The sequence below is a fragment of the Bradyrhizobium sp. SZCCHNS3016 genome, assembly GCF_032484535.1.
Classification (GTDB): Bacteria; Pseudomonadota; Alphaproteobacteria; order Rhizobiales; family Xanthobacteraceae; genus Bradyrhizobium.
In genome coordinates this window covers 250,010-265,276 of record NZ_JAUETE010000009.1, presented here as the reverse complement: position 1 = coordinate 265,276, position 15,267 = coordinate 250,010, and the positions used below count along the sequence as shown (strand labels likewise).

Sequence of the window (15,267 nt, the reverse complement as noted above, 5' to 3'; positions counted from 1 at the left end):
GGAGAGGCCGTTCGTAATGATGCGCCGTTGGACGTGGCCTGCTCAGGCCGCGGCGTTGGGGAAGCGATAGCTCTTGAACTGGTCGCGCAGCGCGGTCTTCAGGATCTTGCCGGTTGCCGTGTGCGGAATGCCGTCGACGAAGGCGACGTCATCGGGCATCCACCATTTGGCGATCTTGCCTTCCATGTATTTCAGGATGTCCTCGCGCGTCGTCGTCTGGCCGGGCTTCAACTGCACGATCAGCAGCGGGCGCTCATCCCATTTCGGATGATAGACGCCGATGACGGCAGCCTCGGCGACGGCGGGATGGCCGACCGCGAGATTCTCCAGGTCGATCGAGGAGATCCATTCGCCGCCGGACTTGATGACGTCCTTGGAGCGGTCGGTGATGCGCATGTAGCCATGTTCATCGACGGTGGCGACGTCGCCGGTGTCGAAGAAGCCTTCATCGTCGAGGATGTTGCTGTCGACCTTGTAGTAGGCCTTCGACACCGCGGGTCCGGAGACCTTGAGCCGGCCGAAGGTCTTGCCGTCCCACGGCAGCTCGGTGCCGGCATCGTCGGTGATCTTCATCTCGACGCCGAACGGGGGGAAGCCCTGCGTCTGCAGCACGTCGAGCTTGGCGTCGCCGTCGGCGGCGAGGAATGGCGGCTTCAGGGTGGCGAGCGTGCCGATCGGGCTCATCTCGGTCATGCCCCAGGCGTGACGCACGCCAATGCCCATGTCGAGGAAGGCCTGGATCATCGAGCGCGGCATCGCCGAGCCGCCGCACACCACCATCTTCAGATGCGGCAGTTTGAGGTTATGCGCCTGCATGTGTTGCAGCAGCATCAGCCACACCGTCGGCACGCCGGCGGTGTAGGTCACCTTCTCGGTGTCGAGCAGCTCGTAGACGGACGCGCCGTCGAGCTTGGGGCCGGGCATGACCAGCTTGGTGCCCATCGAGGGAGCGGAGAAGGCAATGCCCCAGCTGTTGGCATGGAACAGCGGAACCACCGGAAGCATTGTGTCTGCTGCGGACGTACCGAGTGAATCCCGGCTATTGGCCATCAACGCATGCAGCACGTTGGACCGATGCGAATACAGCACACCTTTCGGATCGCCCGTGGTGCCGGACGTGTAGCACATCGCGGCTGCGGTGTTCTCGTCGAAGGTCCCCCAGGCGAAATCGCCGTCGGCCTCGCCGATCCACGATTCGTAGGCGACGGCGTTCTTGAGCGTCGTCTGCGGCATGTGTGCGGCGTCGGTCAGCACGATGTAGCGCTCGACGCTCGGCAGCTTGTCGGCGAGCTTCTCGAGGATCGGCACGAACGTCAGATCGGTGATGACGATGCGGTCCTGGGCATGGTTGATGATCCAGCCGATCTGCTCGGGAAACAGGCGCGGATTGACCGTGTGGCAGATCGCGCCGATTCCCATGATGCCGTACCAGACCTCGAGATGACGGCCGGTATTCCAGGCGATGGTGGCGACGCGGTCGCCCAGCTTGATGCCGTCGCGCGTCAGCTTCTGCGAGACCTTGAGAGCGCGGTCGTGGATTTGCCGATAGGTGGTGCGAACGATGGGGCCTTCGACCGAGCGGGTCACGACCTCCTGGGAGCCGTGGATTGTCGCCGCATGCTCGATGATCCGGTGACAAAGCAGGGGCCAGTCTTGCATCAAACCAAGCATCAGGTCGTTCCTCCGGTATTCGCTTGCAGCGAGGGTCTTTTGGTCTCTTTGGTCAATTTTAGCGCGTGCCGCATCCGACGCAAATGGACTTGTGATGGCCACGACGTCGCGCCGGGCCTGATGGTTAGCGCTGTGGCCGTGGCGATCGCATTGAGCTGGCTCATGGCGGCGCCGGCGGAGGCCGCGAAATCAGCGCACCGCAGCCCGCCCGCGGCCTCTGAGCCCGCTGCGAAGCCGGCCGATGGCGTTGCCAAGGTGCCGCTTCCGCAGCCGCGGCCGGCCGACGCGCCGGCGCGGGAGGCGGCCAAGGGCGAGGATGCCGCTCCGCGCGACGAGGCTAGCACCGGTCCAAAGGTGGATGCCAAAGCCCCGCCGCCGCCTTCGGCTTGCAGGCTGGCCCTGACCGAAGAGGTCGCGATCGCGCCGTCGATTCCGCCGATCAAGGGCCCTGGCGGCTGCGGCGGCGAGGACCTAGTGCGGCTGGAGGCGGTGGTGCTGCCTGACAAGCGCAGGGTGGCGCTGACGCCCGCGGCGACCATGCGTTGTCCGATGGCGGCTGCGGTCGTCAATTGGGTGCGCGACGATGTGGCGCCGCTGGCCGAACGGCTCGGCAGCGCGGTCACCGCGCTCGACAATTTCGATTCATATCAGTGCCGCGGCCGCAACAATGTCAGCGGCGCGCAGCTATCGGAGCACGGCCGTGCCAATGCACTGGACGTCCACGGCTTCAGGCTGGCCGACGGCCGCACGATCGATCTCACCGACCGCACCCAGCCGCGCGATTTGCGCGAGGCGGTGCTGCACGCGGTGTGCACCCATTTCTCCACGGTGCTCGGCCCCGACTCCGACTGGTACCACGAGGATCACATCCATCTCGACCTGATGGAGCGGCGGAACAATTACCGGATCTGCCAATGGGACGTGCTCGACCCGCTGCCGAAGGTCGCGCCCCTGATGCCCGCGGCCCGGCCCGAAGATGCGCCGCCACGCGAGACCGCGCAGGCCGACACCGAAAACGCCCGGAAGACCGCGGGCACCAGCGCAGAGCACAACGGCAGCGGTCGCGCCGGCGCGGAGGAGACGAAGGCCGAACCTCCGGCCGCAGCGGAGAGCCCTTCTGCTGACGACAGATCCCGACAGGCCGACGCGGAAGCGCGGCTTCCGGCCGCAAAGCCCGCCGAAACGGCCCACAATCGGCTGACCGGGTCGAAGACCGCGCCTGAACAGCAAAAGGCCGGACGCGCCGCGGCGGAGGCGCGCGCGCCGACCGTAGCTTCCGACAAGGTACAGAATGCAGCCGGGCGGGACCAGCGCGCACAGAACAGTCCCGGTGTGGAGCGGGCTTCGCCGTCGAAGCCGGCTTCTCGGAAGCGCCGTCACAGTCGCCGAAGCTGGGATCCGTTCCGTGGATTGTTCTAGCGCGTGATGAGATGAGGTCTGGTTGCTAGCTGCGAACGAAGGTGCGCTCCCTCTCCCGCTTGCGGGGGAGGGCTGGGGTGGGGGTGTTGCCGCGATTGAGGCTGCCCGAGCGGAGAGAGCCCCCACCCGGCGCTTCGCGCCGACCTCCCCCGCAAGCGGGAGAGGTGAAGCGAGCCTGCGGTTAAGTCGATTCAACCAAGAGGCATCGCGCTCTAGCGCCCAAAACAAAAGAGCGCCGGTTGCCCGGCGCTCTCAAAGAAGGATGCTAAACGCGTTTCTCGGCTTTTGAATTTCGTCCGCCGCAGGCGATGCTTACTGCATCGCGGCGTAGGTGCCGCCGCCCTGCAGCGCCATCTGCGGCTTGTAGGGCGAATCACCCTTCTTCGGATCCAGCACCACGACGATGGTGCCGACCTTCACCCGGTTATAGAGATCGATCGCATCCTCGTTCGTCAGGCGGATGCAGCCCGAGGAGATCGAGGCACCGATATATTCCGGCTGGTTGGTGCCGTGGATGCGGAACAGCGTGTCCTTGCCGTTGGCATAGAGATACATCGCGCGCGAGCCCATCGGATTGTCCGGACCGGCCGCAACGTAGGTCGGGACGCCCAGGCGCTCGATCTCGCTCTTGGTCGGATGCCAGGCCGGCCATTCGGTCATGGCCCCGACCTTGGCGATGCCCGACCACGCCATCGCCTCTTCGCCGACGGTGATGCCGTAGCGAATCGCCTTGCCGCCATCGAGCACGTAATAGAGGTAGTGGCTGTCGGAATCGACCACGATGGAGCCCGGGGCTTCCTTGCGGTGATAGTCGACGATCGCGCGCCGATAGGGCTCGGCCACCGGCGTGTTGGTGTAGCGGATCTTCGCGAGAAGCTCCTTGTCCTTCGGCTTGAAGGCCTGGGTGTTGGTCGCCTCGTACGTCGTGGCCTGCATGCAGCCCGACAGCATCAGGCCGGCGGCCAGGAGTCCGAGTTTCACCTTCAGCGACATGTCACCAATTCCAATCGACAGCTGACGTTGCAATGACACGGCCGCGCCACTGCAGCGCGATTCCACATGTCCCATTATCGTCAAAATCGTTCTCAATTCCAGCCGCTACACGCATAGGTCACGCTGCAGCGCCGCGATTGTTGCTTTTTTGCCGCAAAGTTGCGGGCAGTCATCCACAGCTGTGCTCCGAATGGCACGGTCATGCTCCGCTGGGCGTTACGCGAGAGGCTGCGGGGCATTGGCGAGAAAAGCCCATGGACCGGGCCCGCAAGCTGCGTCACAAGGCGGCAGCATCCCACCGCTAAGTCCCCGAAATTCAGGTTTCGCGATTCGGAGTTTGTCCATGTTCTCGGTGTTCGTCCCGTCGGAAGCCGCACTGAGGAAGATGGCGATCACCGATCCCGCGGCTCTGCCCGACAATGCGGTCTGGGTCGACCTCGTGAACCCGAGCAATGCCGAGGATCGGGCCGTCGAAAAGCTGGCCGGGATTGCGGTGCCGACCCGCGAGGACATGCAGGAGATCGAGATCTCCAGCCGTCTCTACATCGAGAACGGGGCCCGTTACATGACGGCCACGCTGATGTGTCACTCGGATTCCGATATGCCCAGGACCACGGCCGTCACCTTCATCCTGGCTGGCCACCGTCTCGTGACGGTGCGCTACGACCAGCCGCGCCCGTTCGCCGTGGTGGAGGCCAAGCTCGCCCGCAACTGTGCGCCCGGGATCACCGGCGAGATGGTGCTGATGGAGCTGCTCGATGCCGTGATCGACCGCTGCGCCGACATTCTCGAGAAGGTCGGGGCTGATATCGATCAGGTCAGCCACGAGATCTTCGAGCCTAACAATGAACGTCACGGCCATGCCAAGCAATATTCGCAGATCCTGATCGCGATCGGCCGCAAGGGCGACCTGACCTCGAAAGTACGTGAGAGCCTGGTGTCGATCGGCCGCCTCGTCACCTTCCTGTCTGCGGTGGTCGAAGGCGTGAAGTGGTCGAAGGACATGCGTGAGCAGCTCAAGACCATGCAGCGCGACGTCGCCTCGCTGACCGACCATGCGTCCTACCTCGCGAGCAAGATCACCTTCGTGCTGGATGCGATGCTCGGCGTCGTCAACCTCGAGCAGAACAACATCATCAAGCTGTTCTCGGTGATGGCGGTGGTGCTGATGCCGCCGACCTTGATCGCATCGATCTACGGCATGAACTTCAAGATGATGCCGGAGCTCGAATGGGTGCACGGCTATCCGATGGCGCTGGTGCTGATGCTGATCTGTGCGATCGTGCCGTACTACATCTTCAAATTGAAGAAGTGGCTGTAGTGCCGCTGGCCTGAAAATCCAGGCTCTACGCGAGAGGGACGAATCTGCGCGAGGCCTGCGGCATTGTGCCGTCATTCCAGGCGATGCCTCATTCGCGCCCTGTTGTTAGCAGCGGCGTAGAAGGTCATTGATCGATCGTCATGCTGTCCGTCGCTATGCACTTAAGGTGACACATGCGGTGAGATGCAACACATAATAGGAAATACTTGTTAGGCCGGCTGCAATGCCGCTGCAAAGCCGCCCCAATTCCTCAGGTAAAATTTGACGGGAACGCTGAACGTTTGATCGAAACTTCTCTGCGATAAATCTGCACCAGCATGACAAACAACGAGCGCCTCGGCGCGTGGCATGCAAGGCAGAGCTCGAGGGCGCGTTCATCGCGCCTTATCCAAGAGGCGGCGGCAATGGTTGAGAAACGCATAATGGCATCGAACAACGTGATCGATCTTGCCAGCTATCAGCGCAGCCGCGCCGACATTGTCGTGGCCCATGCGTTGTCGCCGCGTACCTGCCGCTACTGCGGCGCCGAACTCGAGGACGACGAGCGCGATGATGACTGCTCCAGCGCTCTCAACGTCGAGTCCGACCGCCTGCGCTGGCGCGCCGCGCAGATTCTGCGCGGTTTGGTGTGCGAAGGCTGAACGACCGTTCTCGACCGGGCGGTATTCAGGCAATGCCGCCCGCGCAGCCAATGATCGGAAATTCAGTGCGCCGATCTCATCCCATGAACAGCGTTCCCTCCGGGAGCGCTGTCTTGTTTGTGGTGGTCGGTAGGTTCCGTAGCGATCTTCGGAGATGGCGTTAATCACGCCTTCGCCCGGTCATCCGGAACTTGCCGAACGTGGCAAGCCGCTATGAACCAAATCGAAGACGGGCAAGCGTCTCTGCGTCGATTGCCTCAGACGTGCTGACCGCCGTTGATGTGGATCTCGGCGCCGTTCACGTAGGAGCTGGTCTCCGAGCACAGCACATAGATGATCTTGGCGACCTCGTCGGGGGTGCCGAGGCGCTGCATCGGGATCTGCTCCTGGACGATCTTCTCGGTGCCCGGCGACAGGATCGAGGTGTCGATCTCGCCGGGGGCGATCGAGTTGACGCGGACGCCGACCCGGCCGAAATCCGACGCCATCTCGCGGGTCAGGGCGGCCAGCGCCGCCTTGGAGGTCGCGTAGGCCGCGCCGGCGAAGGGATGCACGCGCGAGCCCGCGATCGAGGTGACGTTGACGACGGAGCCCCTGGCCGCCTTCAGCTCCTTGATCAGGCCGCGCGCCATCATGATCGGCGCAAAGAAGTTGACGCGGAAGACGTGATTCCAGGTGTCGAGGTCGGTGTCGACGGTGCCGAGCCGGGCGCCGCCGGCGCCCTTCGGCGAGATCGCGGCGTTGTTGACCAGCGCGTGCAGCTCGCCGCCGTCGATCCGCTGTTTGATCTCGGCGATCGCGCGCACGGTGTCCTCGGGATCGGACAGGTCGACCTGGACATGGTCCTCGGGGCCGGCGCCCCACGGGCATTCTTCGGGAAAGGGGTGCCGTGAGCAGGTGAGGACGCGCCAGCCGGCAGAGGAGAAGCGGATCACGGTGGCATGGCCGATGCCGCGGCTGGCGCCGGTCAGCAGCATCGTGCGCCGTGGCTGGTTGGAAGAGGTCGGCATGAATTGCGTCTTTCACGATCCCGGACGGATCAACTTACCACAATGGTTGTGTGTTCGGCGCCTGATTCACGCGCGCGATGGCGATTCGTTGGCGCGTCGGACGCCTAGAGGCCGGGCGCAAGCGCGCGGCGATCCCCCTACGGATACATCCGCACTTTGGTCCAGGGCTGGCCCGAAGCCTCGCGCCGGAATTCGATGCGGTCGTGCAGGCGGAATGGCCGGTCGTGCCAGAACTCCATGCTGACGGGCGTGATGCGCCAGCCGCTCCATCCTGGCGGGCGCGGCACGTCGCCGATGATGTATTGCGCGGCGACCTTGGCGATCGCCTGCTCGAACGCGAAGCGGCTCTCCAGCGGCTGCGACTGCTTGCTGGCCCAGGCGCCGAGCTGCGCCTGCTTCGGCCGGGTCGCGAAATAGGCGTCGGCCTCTTCGTCGGTCACCGGCGTCACGAGGCCGCGGATGCGGACCTGGCGGCGCAGCGACTTCCAGTGAAACAGCAGCGCGGCCTTCGGATTGGCGGCGAGCTCGCGGCCCTTCTGGCTGGCCTTGTGGCTGTAGAAGACGAAGCCGTCCGCGTCATAGCCCTTCATCAGCACCATGCGCACGTCAGGCAGCCCGCTATCGTCGACCGTTGCCAGCGCCATCGCATTTGGATCGTTGGGCTCGCTCTTGCCGGCTTCGGCAAACCACGCCGCAAACAGCGCAAACGGCTCGCCGGCCTGGGTAAAATCGGCCGATGTACCGGATGTTAAGGTTGTCTGGTGTTTGATGCTCGTAGGGTCGGTCATGTGTATGGGGAGTCCGAGTTTTGCGTTCACCCGCGGCCAGGCGCGTGCAAGTCCATTCTGGTCCGGCCCTATATAGGGCATCGGTCCGGCTTGGCCTATCCGCGATCGGTCATGCCGGCACCGCTTTGACACTCATTCTAATCGGCTTGTCCGGCGGCGGCTGCAGCCTGTCGCGCCCTGAAACGGCCTTTGCCAAGATGGACGATGCGGAGATCACCGGCGCGGTCAGCCCGCCGCCCGAGCGCGAGCCGACCGAAGCCGATCTCGCTTTTGCCCGCAACGCCGCGTCGGACGTGCTGACCAAGGGGACCAAGGATTCCAGCCAGCCCTGGCAGAATCCGCAGACCGGCGCCCGCGGCTCGGTGACGCCGATCGCCAAGTCCTACACCGCGGACAACGGCCGTACCTGCCGGGATTTCCTGGCGAGCTACGTCAACGGCAAGACCGAGCGCTGGCTGCAGGGGTCGGCGTGCCGGATCGAGCGGGGGCGCTGGGACATCCAGACGCTCAAGCCCTGGCAGCAAAGCTAGCTGGGATCGTCTGAAACCCGTTGCAAAAATACAACGGACTCCCCAGATGAAATGCAAAGCGGGCGGGGAGCCCATAGGTTAGTATCTGACTTTCTGTAAGGAGACGTGACGGATGCGCGACCCCTATGAGGTCTTGGGGGTGCCGCGAAGCGCCAGCGCTGCGGCCATCAAGAGCGCCTATCGCAAGCTCGCCAAGAAGCACCACCCCGACAGCAACAAGGATGATCCGAAGGCATCGGCAAGGTTTGCCGAGATCAGTTCTGCCAACGAGATCCTGGGCGACGAGGAGAAGCGCAAGCAGTTCGATCGCGGCGAGATCGATGCTGACGGCAAGCCGCGCTTCCAGGGCTTTCCTGGTGGCGGCGCCGGGCGCGGCGGTCCAGGGGGCGGCTTCGAGAACTATACCTTCCGCAGTGGCGGCGGGCCGGGCGGCGGCGGATTCGAGGACATTCTGAACAGCATGTTCGGCGGCGCCGGCGCGCGCGGTGCACGCGGCGGCGGCAGCCCGTTCGAGTTCGACGCCGGCGGTGTCGGCCTCGACCTCGATCTGAAGGTTGCGATGTCGGTTTCGCTCGAGGAGTCCGTCAAGGGCGGCGAGAAGCGCGTGCGGCTGCCGTCGGGCAAGGAGCTCAATGTCAAGGTCCCCGCCGGCGTCAGCGCCGGCCAGCAGATTAGGCTGAAGGGGCAGGGCGAGAGCGCGCCCGGGCACCGGCCGGGTGATCTCCTGATCACCATCCAGATCGCGCCGCATCCGTTCTTCAAGGTCGAGGGCAGCGACCTCAGGCTCGATCTGCCGATCACGCTTTACGAGGCGGTCCTGGGCGCCAAGGTGAGGGCGCCGACGCTCGGCAGCGCGGTCGAGCTGTCGATCCCGAAGAACACGTCCAGCGGCCGGACCTTCCGGCTCAAGGGCAAGGGCTTGCCCAGGAGCGATGGCTCGGCCGGCGATCTGTTCGTCACCACCCGGATCGTGCTGCCCGACGGCAACGACGCCGAGCTCGAGGCGCTGATGACCAAGTGGCGCGATCGCCATCCCTACAATCCGCGCAGCAACCTCTCCTGAGGTTGCAAATTTCGGACATATCGGCTAGAAGTTGAAGCGCGAGCTGGAAAGCCGAGAAAAAAGTGCGGCCTCGAAAGGGGGACCAGCGCGGTACAAAACCCCAATCGAGGCCGCTTCTGTGTCGATCGGCGGATCGAACACTCCTCATTTTTTCGTGAACATTTGGCGCTATATTGAGACGTGCCGGTGACCGGATTCCAGATTTCCGGTGACCGAATTGCGGCGCGTGTCCCCCTGCGCGGGAGGACGCAGGCACCACTTCCCCTCGCTCATCTCCTGCAGCCTGCGAGCAAGCCCTTCAGATCGTATCGGGAATTGTGACGGTACTCGTGGGGGCCACGATCTCCGGCGTCTCGCCGCTAGCCGCCCGTCCGTTCGGACTGATCATAAACAAGGCGCGCAACCTGGGTGAGACGCGTCCGGTCGCTGCTGCCGCTGACGACGTAGCTGACGCCGCGCTCCGCCCAGGACAGCGCAGCGGTGGTTCCCTGCGCCGTATAGCGCATCTCGGCCGCCTCGATCCCGACCTTGGTCGCATACACCGTGAAGCGCTCGCCGGACGTGCTCTCGTACATCAGGAAGGAGGCCGGGCCGGTCGGTCCCGGCAGCAGCCGGCCACCGACGAGCTTCAGTCCTGTGGTTTCCAGCTCCGGCGCCTGCACGGTGCGACCACACCGCCGCGTCAGCCATTGCTGCAAATGGGCCTTCTCGTCGCCGGGGACCTCGACCGGATGGCGCACCTCCACGACGTAGAGCCGGTGCGCATCGAGCGCCTCGCCGGCGAGGGCCTGCAGCGGCGACGGCGAGGACGCGGCGCCACGCGCGACCCAGCCGACCGCGCCGCCGACCGCGAAGGCCGCCACGCTTGCCGCTATCGCACCGATGACCCAGCGCCGCGGCCGGCGGTTCAGGCCGTCGAGGTCGAGCCGCGGCGGCACCGGCTCGTTGACGATCGAATCGTAGCGGGCGTGGAGCGCCTCGGCCATGCTGCGCCAGGATTGCACCCGCTCGGCGTCCGCCGGATGCTCGGCCAGCCAGCGCTCGACGTCGCTGCGGCGCTCGGCCGGCAGCTCGTTGTCGACATAGGCGTGCAGCTCGTCTTCGGTGACGGGAATGGTCGGGTCGGTCATCATCGGGATCTCATGGCAATCGAGCGGCTGCGGCGATGCGCGGTCGCTGCAGGCTTGAGCAGGCGAACATGGCAGGGCGGCTTTTGTGCAGTGGTCATTTCACCCTCCGCAGCGCCGGCCGCTCGCCCTCGAGCACGGCACGGACATGGGCGCGAGCGCGGGCGAGGCGGGACATCACGGTGCCGATCGGGACACCCTGGATGTCGGCGACCTCGCGGTAGCTCATGCCTTCGAGCACGACGAGGAGAAGCGCTGCGCGCTGCTCCTCCACCAGGGTCGCCAGTGCGCGCTCGATGTCCCGGCCCTCGGCCTCGGTGCCGCTGGCGTCGGGATTGTCGTCCCGAAGCGGCATGAAGTGGGGCCGCCGCGCCAGTGAACGCCGGCGGTTCTTGTTCAGATTGGTCAGGATCGTGTACAGCCAGCTCCTGATGTCGCCGCCCAGGAACAGCCGTTCCGAGCGCAGCGCCCGCACCAGCGTGTCCTGGACCAGCTCGTCGGCCGCGTCCATGTCGCGCGCCAGCGCCCGGGCATAACGGCGCAGTGCCGGAATCATGGCCTCGACGCTCTGGCGGAACGCGTTCATGGAATGCCCTGCGGCTGTTCGCTGCGATGACAAGGGCGCAGGCCGCAGCCGGCGCCTTGCAAAGATCATAACACCGCGATGACGCGCCTATTCCGGGCCGCAAGCCCTGCGGGGAGTTTGCCACAGAGCGGGCGGAATGGGGCTGTACCGGGCCAGACCGGTGGTGTACGTCCAGTCCTTAATAATCAGTTCGATGGGAAGCCGCATGGCGCAGATTTCAGGTTTGATGCAGGGCAAGCGCGGGGTCGTTCTCGGCGTGGCCAACAACCGCTCGATCGCCTGGGGCATTGCCAAGGCGGCGCGTGCGGCGGGCGCGGAGATCGCGCTGACCTACCAGGGCGACGCGCTGAAGAAGCGGGTCGAGCCGCTGGCGGCCGAGCTCGGCGGCCTCGTGCTCGGTCATTGCGACGTCACCGATCCCGCCACCATCGACGCCGTGTTCGACGTGCTGAAGGAGAAGTGGGGCAAGATCGATTTCGTCGTCCACGCCATCGCCTTCTCCGACAAGGACCAGCTCGACGGGCGCTACATCGAGACCACGCAGGACAATTTCTCCAAGAGCATGCTGATCAGCTGCTACTCGCTGACCGCGATCGCGCAGCGCGCCGAGAAGCTGATGACGGACGGCGGCTCGATCATCACACTGACCTATTACGGCGCCGAGAAATGGATGCCGCACTACAACGTGATGGGCGTCGCCAAGGCCGCGCTGGAGGCCAGCGTGCGCTATCTCGCCGCCGATCTCGGCGAGAAGAACATCCGCGTCAACGCGATCTCGGCAGGACCGATCAAGACGCTGGCCGCCTCGGGCATTGGCGACTTCCGCTATATCCTGAAGTGGAACGAGTACAACGCGCCGCTGCGCCGGACCGTGACCATCGACGAGGTCGGCGACAGCGCGCTGTATCTCTTGTCCGACCTGTCGCGCGGCGTCACCGGCGAGGTGCATCACGTCGATTCCGGCTATCACGTCGTCGGCATGAAGCGGCCAGAGGCGCCCGACATCTCGCTCAGCAATTCCGTCGGCGCCAAAGAATAGCGTTCAAGGAATAACGTCAACGCGCGATGCCACGGCCCACGATCTACTACATCCGCCACGGCGAGACGGAATGGAATGCGCTCGGCCGGCTGCAAGGCACGCAGGACATTCCGCTGAACGCGCTCGGGCAGGTGCAGGCGGTCCAGGCCGGCAACATCCTGGCCGAGATCGTTGCGCGCAACGGCCATGATGCGGCGGGCCTGCCTTACGTCGCGAGTCCGCTCAGCCGCGCCCGCGCGACCATGGAGCTGGTGCGTGAGACCCTGAGGCTGCCGGCCGAGGGCTATGCGCTCGATGCCCGGCTGCGCGAGATCGGCTACGGCAAATGGGAAGGGGCGACGCTGCCGGAAATGCAGGCGGCAGACCCCGCCTTCTATGCCAGGCGGCTGACCGACAAATGGTCGCTGGCGCCCGAGGGCGGCGAGACCTATGCCGACGTCGAGCGCCGCGTGCGCGACTGGTACGATGGGCTGTCTGGCGATATCGTGGCGGTCGCCCATGGCGGCACGGCGCGGGCGCTGATGGTCGCGCTGGGCTTCGAGACGCCGCACGGCGCCGTCGACCTGCCGATCCAGCAGGGCGCGGTCTATGTGTTCGGCGAGAACGGGTTCGAGAAGTACAGTTAGTTATCCCCGTCATTCCGGGGCGCCTCGCAGAGGCGAACCCGGAATCTCGAGAGTCCGGGTCTGGTCCTTCGGACCATCCCGGAATGACGGTTTTTCCGATTGGGTGATCAGCTCATGTCCTTCAACACCTTCGGCCACATGTTCCGCGTCACCACCTTCGGCGAGAGCCATGGCGTTGCCATCGGCTGCGTCGTCGACGGCTGTCCGCCACGCATTCCGCTGACGGCCGAGGAGATCCAGCGTGATCTCGACCGCCGCCGTCCCGGCCAGTCGCGCTTCACCACCCAGCGCCAGGAGCCGGACCAGGTGAAGATCCTGTCCGGCGTGATGGCCGATCCCGACACGGGCGCGCAGGTCACCACCGGCACGCCGATTGCGCTCCTGATCGAGAACACCGACCAGCGCTCCAAAGACTATTCCGAGATCAAGGACAAGTTTCGTCCGGGTCACGCCGACTTCACCTACGAGGCCAAGTATGGCCTGCGCGACTATCGCGGCGGCGGCCGCTCCTCGGCGCGCGAGACCGCGACGCGCGTCGCGGCCGGCGCCATCGCGCGCAAGGTCCTGCCGGACGTGAAGGTGCGCGGCGCGCTGGTGCAGATGGGCCCGCACAAGATCGACCGCGGCAACTGGGACTGGGACGAGGTCGCGCGCAATCCCTTCTTCTGCCCCGACAAGGACAAGGCGGCGTTCTTCGAGGACTATCTCGACGGCATCAGGAAGTCCGGCTCGTCGATCGGCGCCGTGCTCGAGATCGTCGCCGAGGGCGTGCCGGCGGGACTTGGCGCGCCGCTCTACGGCAAGCTCGATGCCGAACTCGCCGCGGCGATGATGAGCATCAATGCTGTGAAGGGCGTCGAGATCGGCGCCGGCTTCGGCGCCGCCGAGCTGACCGGCGAGGAGAATGCCGACGAGATGCGCTCGGCCAATGACGGCACGCGCTTTCTCTCCAACAATGCCGGCGGCATTCTCGGCGGCATCGCGACTGGACAGCCGATCGTGCTGCGCTTCGCGGTCAAGCCGACCTCGTCGATCCTCACCCCGCGCCAGACCGTCGACCGCTCAGGCCAGGAGACCGAGATCCTGACCAAGGGCCGGCACGACCCGTGCGTCGGCATCCGCGCGGTTCCGGTCGGCGAGGCGATGATGGCCTGCGTGTTGGCCGATCACCTGCTGCGCCATCGCGGCCAGGTGGGGTAGAGGCACGCGGCCGCCGCGGCTGTTTGCTGTTGTCATGCCGCTCGCTTAATGTCGTCCCATGGACATCCTCAAGCTGCAGGAGATCAAGGACTGGCTGGTCGACGGTGCGCGTTCCGCAGCGACGCCGGGCCAGATGATGTCCGAATGCTGCGAGCGGCTGGTCGGGCTCGGTGTGCCGTTGTGGCGCGTCGGCGTGTTCGTCCGCACCCTGCATCCGGACATTGCGGGCCGCAGCTTCATCTGGCGGCCGGGAGCGGAGGTCGAGACCTCCACCGTTGATTTCGGCTTTGAGAGCCGCCCGATTTACAGGAGCAGCCCGCTCGCGCTCGTGTTCGAGAGCGGGGCGGAATTCAGGGCTGATCCTCGCGGCTCGGAGGCCGAGCGCTTTCCGATCCTGATGGATGTGCGCGCCGAGGGGGCGACCGACTATCTCGCGCTGCCCTTGACCTTCGTCGATCGGGCGATCCATGCCTCGAGCTGGACCACGAGGGATCCCCGTGGCTTCAGCGAGCAGCACGTGAACGCAATCCGGTCGCTGATGCCGGCCCTGGCACGCTACACCGAGATCGTCACGCTGCGCCGGACGGCCTCGATGCTGCTGGACACCTATGTCGGCAACAGCGCCGGCGAGCGCATTCTCGGCGGCCAGATCCGCCGCGGCCATACCGATACGATGGATGCGGCGATCTGGCTGTCGGACCTGCGCGGCTTCACGCCGTTGTCGGACCGGCTGCCGGCCGAAGACGTGGTCGAGATCCTCAACAACTACTTCGACTGCCAGGTTGCCGCGATCCGGGAGCAGGGCGGCGAAGTGTTGAAGTTCATGGGCGACGGGCTGCTCGCGGTGTTTCCGATTCCCGAGCAGGACGGTGATCCGAGCGCGGTCTGCGGGCGCGTGCTCTCGGCGGCGCGGACCTCGCGCGCCAGTGTCGATGCGCTGGAATATGCGGTTGGCGGCCGGGTCGAGCGCTTTCGCTTCGGCGTCGCCCTGCATATCGGACGGTTGCTCTATGGCAATATCGGCGGCGGCAACCGGCTCGACTTCACCTGCATCGGCCCGGCGGTCAATCTCGCCGCACGGTTGGAGAAGATGGCCGCGCGGCTGCAGCGGACGGTGGTCGCGTCCGAGGCCTTTGCCGGCGCCTGTCCCGAGCCGCTGACCGATCTCTGGACCGATCTCGGTGAATTTCCGATCGCTGGCCTCGCGACCGCACAACGTGTGTATGGGCTGCGTGAGGAAGGGAATTAGTTCG

General features: G+C 65.4%; 15 protein-coding genes. 9 read left to right on the top strand and 6 right to left on the bottom strand.

What is annotated here, in order from left to right:
* Nucleotides 1-42: 42 nt before the first annotated feature.
* Nucleotides 43-1,671 carry a fatty-acid--CoA ligase gene (locus QW881_RS19085; RefSeq protein WP_315752068.1) on the bottom strand — a complete coding sequence of 543 codons (1,629 nt, stop codon included), beginning with the start codon at nucleotides 1,669-1,671 and terminating at the stop codon, nucleotides 43-45.
* Here QW881_RS19085 and QW881_RS32610 point away from each other — a divergent pair.
* Nucleotides 1,618-3,090, top strand: coding sequence for an extensin family protein (locus QW881_RS32610; RefSeq protein ID WP_409999021.1), 1,473 nt, complete (start codon nucleotides 1,618-1,620; stop codon nucleotides 3,088-3,090). The two genes, QW881_RS19085 and QW881_RS32610, sit on opposite strands and share 54 nt — an antisense overlap.
* A gap of 312 nt (nucleotides 3,091-3,402) precedes the next feature.
* On the opposite strand, the gene QW881_RS19075 is transcribed toward QW881_RS32610, so the two are convergent.
* Entirely contained in the window at nucleotides 3,403-4,083 is a 681-nt protein-coding gene (locus QW881_RS19075; protein ID WP_315758048.1) for a L,D-transpeptidase, read from the bottom strand.
* Between the two features lie 343 nt (nucleotides 4,084-4,426).
* On the opposite strand from QW881_RS19075, the gene QW881_RS19070 reads away from it, so the two are divergent.
* Nucleotides 4,427-5,404 (top strand): magnesium transporter CorA family protein, encoded by a 978-nt coding sequence (locus QW881_RS19070; protein ID WP_315758047.1) that lies wholly within the window; start codon nucleotides 4,427-4,429, stop codon nucleotides 5,402-5,404.
* A 422-nt stretch (nucleotides 5,405-5,826) separates the two neighbouring features.
* Nucleotides 5,827-6,045 (top strand): hypothetical protein, encoded by a 219-nt coding sequence (locus QW881_RS19065; protein ID WP_409999020.1) that lies wholly within the window; start codon nucleotides 5,827-5,829, stop codon nucleotides 6,043-6,045.
* 257 nt (nucleotides 6,046-6,302) lie between these two features.
* On the opposite strand, the gene QW881_RS19060 is transcribed toward QW881_RS19065, so the two are convergent.
* Nucleotides 6,303-7,055: an SDR family oxidoreductase gene (locus QW881_RS19060; protein ID WP_315758045.1), complete on the bottom strand. Its 753-nt coding sequence runs from the start codon at nucleotides 7,053-7,055 to the stop codon at nucleotides 6,303-6,305.
* A 137-nt stretch (nucleotides 7,056-7,192) separates the two neighbouring features.
* On the bottom strand, nucleotides 7,193-7,843 hold the full coding sequence (pdxH, locus tag QW881_RS19055) for a pyridoxamine 5'-phosphate oxidase (RefSeq protein WP_315740895.1): 651 nt from the start codon (nucleotides 7,841-7,843) through the stop codon (nucleotides 7,193-7,195).
* Nucleotides 7,844-7,968: 125 nt separating this feature from the next.
* On the opposite strand from pdxH, the gene QW881_RS19050 reads away from it, so the two are divergent.
* Together QW881_RS19050 and QW881_RS19045 are read left to right on the top strand one after the other, a co-directional pair.
* The gene (locus QW881_RS19050) at nucleotides 7,969-8,373 is read left to right on the top strand and encodes an RT0821/Lpp0805 family surface protein (protein ID WP_315758044.1); all 405 of its coding nucleotides are present in this window, start codon (nucleotides 7,969-7,971) and stop codon (nucleotides 8,371-8,373) included.
* Between the two features lie 112 nt (nucleotides 8,374-8,485).
* Nucleotides 8,486-9,436: a DnaJ C-terminal domain-containing protein gene (locus QW881_RS19045; protein WP_315758043.1), complete on the top strand. Its 951-nt coding sequence runs from the start codon at nucleotides 8,486-8,488 to the stop codon at nucleotides 9,434-9,436.
* Nucleotides 9,437-9,795: 359 nt separating this feature from the next.
* Here the strand turns inward: QW881_RS19045 and QW881_RS19040 are convergent, their stop codons facing one another.
* Nucleotides 9,796-10,569 (bottom strand): anti-sigma factor, encoded by a 774-nt coding sequence (locus tag QW881_RS19040; protein WP_315758042.1) that lies wholly within the window; start codon nucleotides 10,567-10,569, stop codon nucleotides 9,796-9,798.
* A gap of 91 nt (nucleotides 10,570-10,660) precedes the next feature.
* Nucleotides 10,661-11,149 carry a sigma-70 family RNA polymerase sigma factor gene (locus tag QW881_RS19035; protein WP_315740891.1) on the bottom strand — a complete coding sequence of 163 codons (489 nt, stop codon included), beginning with the start codon at nucleotides 11,147-11,149 and terminating at the stop codon, nucleotides 10,661-10,663.
* A gap of 205 nt (nucleotides 11,150-11,354) precedes the next feature.
* Here QW881_RS19035 and fabI point away from each other — a divergent pair, with 205 nt between their 5' ends.
* The 4 genes from fabI to QW881_RS19015 all read left to right on the top strand — a co-directional run bounded on the left by fabI (nucleotide 11,355) and on the right by QW881_RS19015 (nucleotide 15,263).
* On the top strand, nucleotides 11,355-12,188 hold the full coding sequence (gene fabI, locus QW881_RS19030) for an enoyl-ACP reductase FabI (protein ID WP_315740890.1): 834 nt from the start codon (nucleotides 11,355-11,357) through the stop codon (nucleotides 12,186-12,188).
* Nucleotides 12,189-12,214: 26 nt separating this feature from the next.
* On the top strand, nucleotides 12,215-12,814 hold the full coding sequence (locus QW881_RS19025; RefSeq protein ID WP_315758041.1) for a histidine phosphatase family protein: 600 nt from the start codon (nucleotides 12,215-12,217) through the stop codon (nucleotides 12,812-12,814).
* 114 nt (nucleotides 12,815-12,928) lie between these two features.
* Nucleotides 12,929-14,014 (top strand): chorismate synthase, encoded by a 1,086-nt coding sequence (gene aroC / locus QW881_RS19020; RefSeq protein ID WP_315758040.1) that lies wholly within the window; start codon nucleotides 12,929-12,931, stop codon nucleotides 14,012-14,014.
* Nucleotides 14,015-14,072: 58 nt separating this feature from the next.
* Nucleotides 14,073-15,263, top strand: a complete 1,191-nt coding sequence (locus QW881_RS19015; RefSeq protein WP_315758039.1) for an adenylate/guanylate cyclase domain-containing protein — start codon at nucleotides 14,073-14,075, stop codon at nucleotides 15,261-15,263.
* Nucleotides 15,264-15,267: the final 4 nt, after the last annotated feature.

Excerpts from the sequence above, each read along its gene's own strand:
- QW881_RS32610 (WP_409999021.1), top strand. The coding sequence starts at position 1,618 with ATGCTCGATGATCCGGTGACAAAGCAGGGGCCAGTCTTGCATCAAACC.
- aroC (WP_315758040.1), top strand. The coding sequence starts at position 12,929 with ATGTCCTTCAACACCTTCGGCCACATGTTCCGCGTCACCACCTTCGGC.
- QW881_RS19085 (WP_315752068.1), bottom strand. The coding sequence starts at position 1,671 with ATGCTTGGTTTGATGCAAGACTGGCCCCTGCTTTGTCACCGGATCATC.
- QW881_RS19040 (WP_315758042.1), bottom strand. The coding sequence starts at position 10,569 with ATGATGACCGACCCGACCATTCCCGTCACCGAAGACGAGCTGCACGCC.
- QW881_RS19060 (WP_315758045.1), bottom strand. The coding sequence starts at position 7,055 with ATGCCGACCTCTTCCAACCAGCCACGGCGCACGATGCTGCTGACCGGC.
- QW881_RS19065 (WP_409999020.1), top strand. The coding sequence starts at position 5,827 with ATGGCATCGAACAACGTGATCGATCTTGCCAGCTATCAGCGCAGCCGC.
- QW881_RS19035 (WP_315740891.1), bottom strand. The coding sequence starts at position 11,149 with ATGAACGCGTTCCGCCAGAGCGTCGAGGCCATGATTCCGGCACTGCGC.
- QW881_RS19015 (WP_315758039.1), top strand. The coding sequence starts at position 14,073 with ATGGACATCCTCAAGCTGCAGGAGATCAAGGACTGGCTGGTCGACGGT.
- pdxH (WP_315740895.1), bottom strand. The coding sequence starts at position 7,843 with ATGACCGACCCTACGAGCATCAAACACCAGACAACCTTAACATCCGGT.
- QW881_RS19025 (WP_315758041.1), top strand. The coding sequence starts at position 12,215 with ATGCCACGGCCCACGATCTACTACATCCGCCACGGCGAGACGGAATGG.
- QW881_RS19045 (WP_315758043.1), top strand. The coding sequence starts at position 8,486 with ATGCGCGACCCCTATGAGGTCTTGGGGGTGCCGCGAAGCGCCAGCGCT.
- QW881_RS19075 (WP_315758048.1), bottom strand. The coding sequence starts at position 4,083 with ATGTCGCTGAAGGTGAAACTCGGACTCCTGGCCGCCGGCCTGATGCTG.
- fabI (WP_315740890.1), top strand. The coding sequence starts at position 11,355 with ATGGCGCAGATTTCAGGTTTGATGCAGGGCAAGCGCGGGGTCGTTCTC.
- QW881_RS19070 (WP_315758047.1), top strand. The coding sequence starts at position 4,427 with ATGTTCTCGGTGTTCGTCCCGTCGGAAGCCGCACTGAGGAAGATGGCG.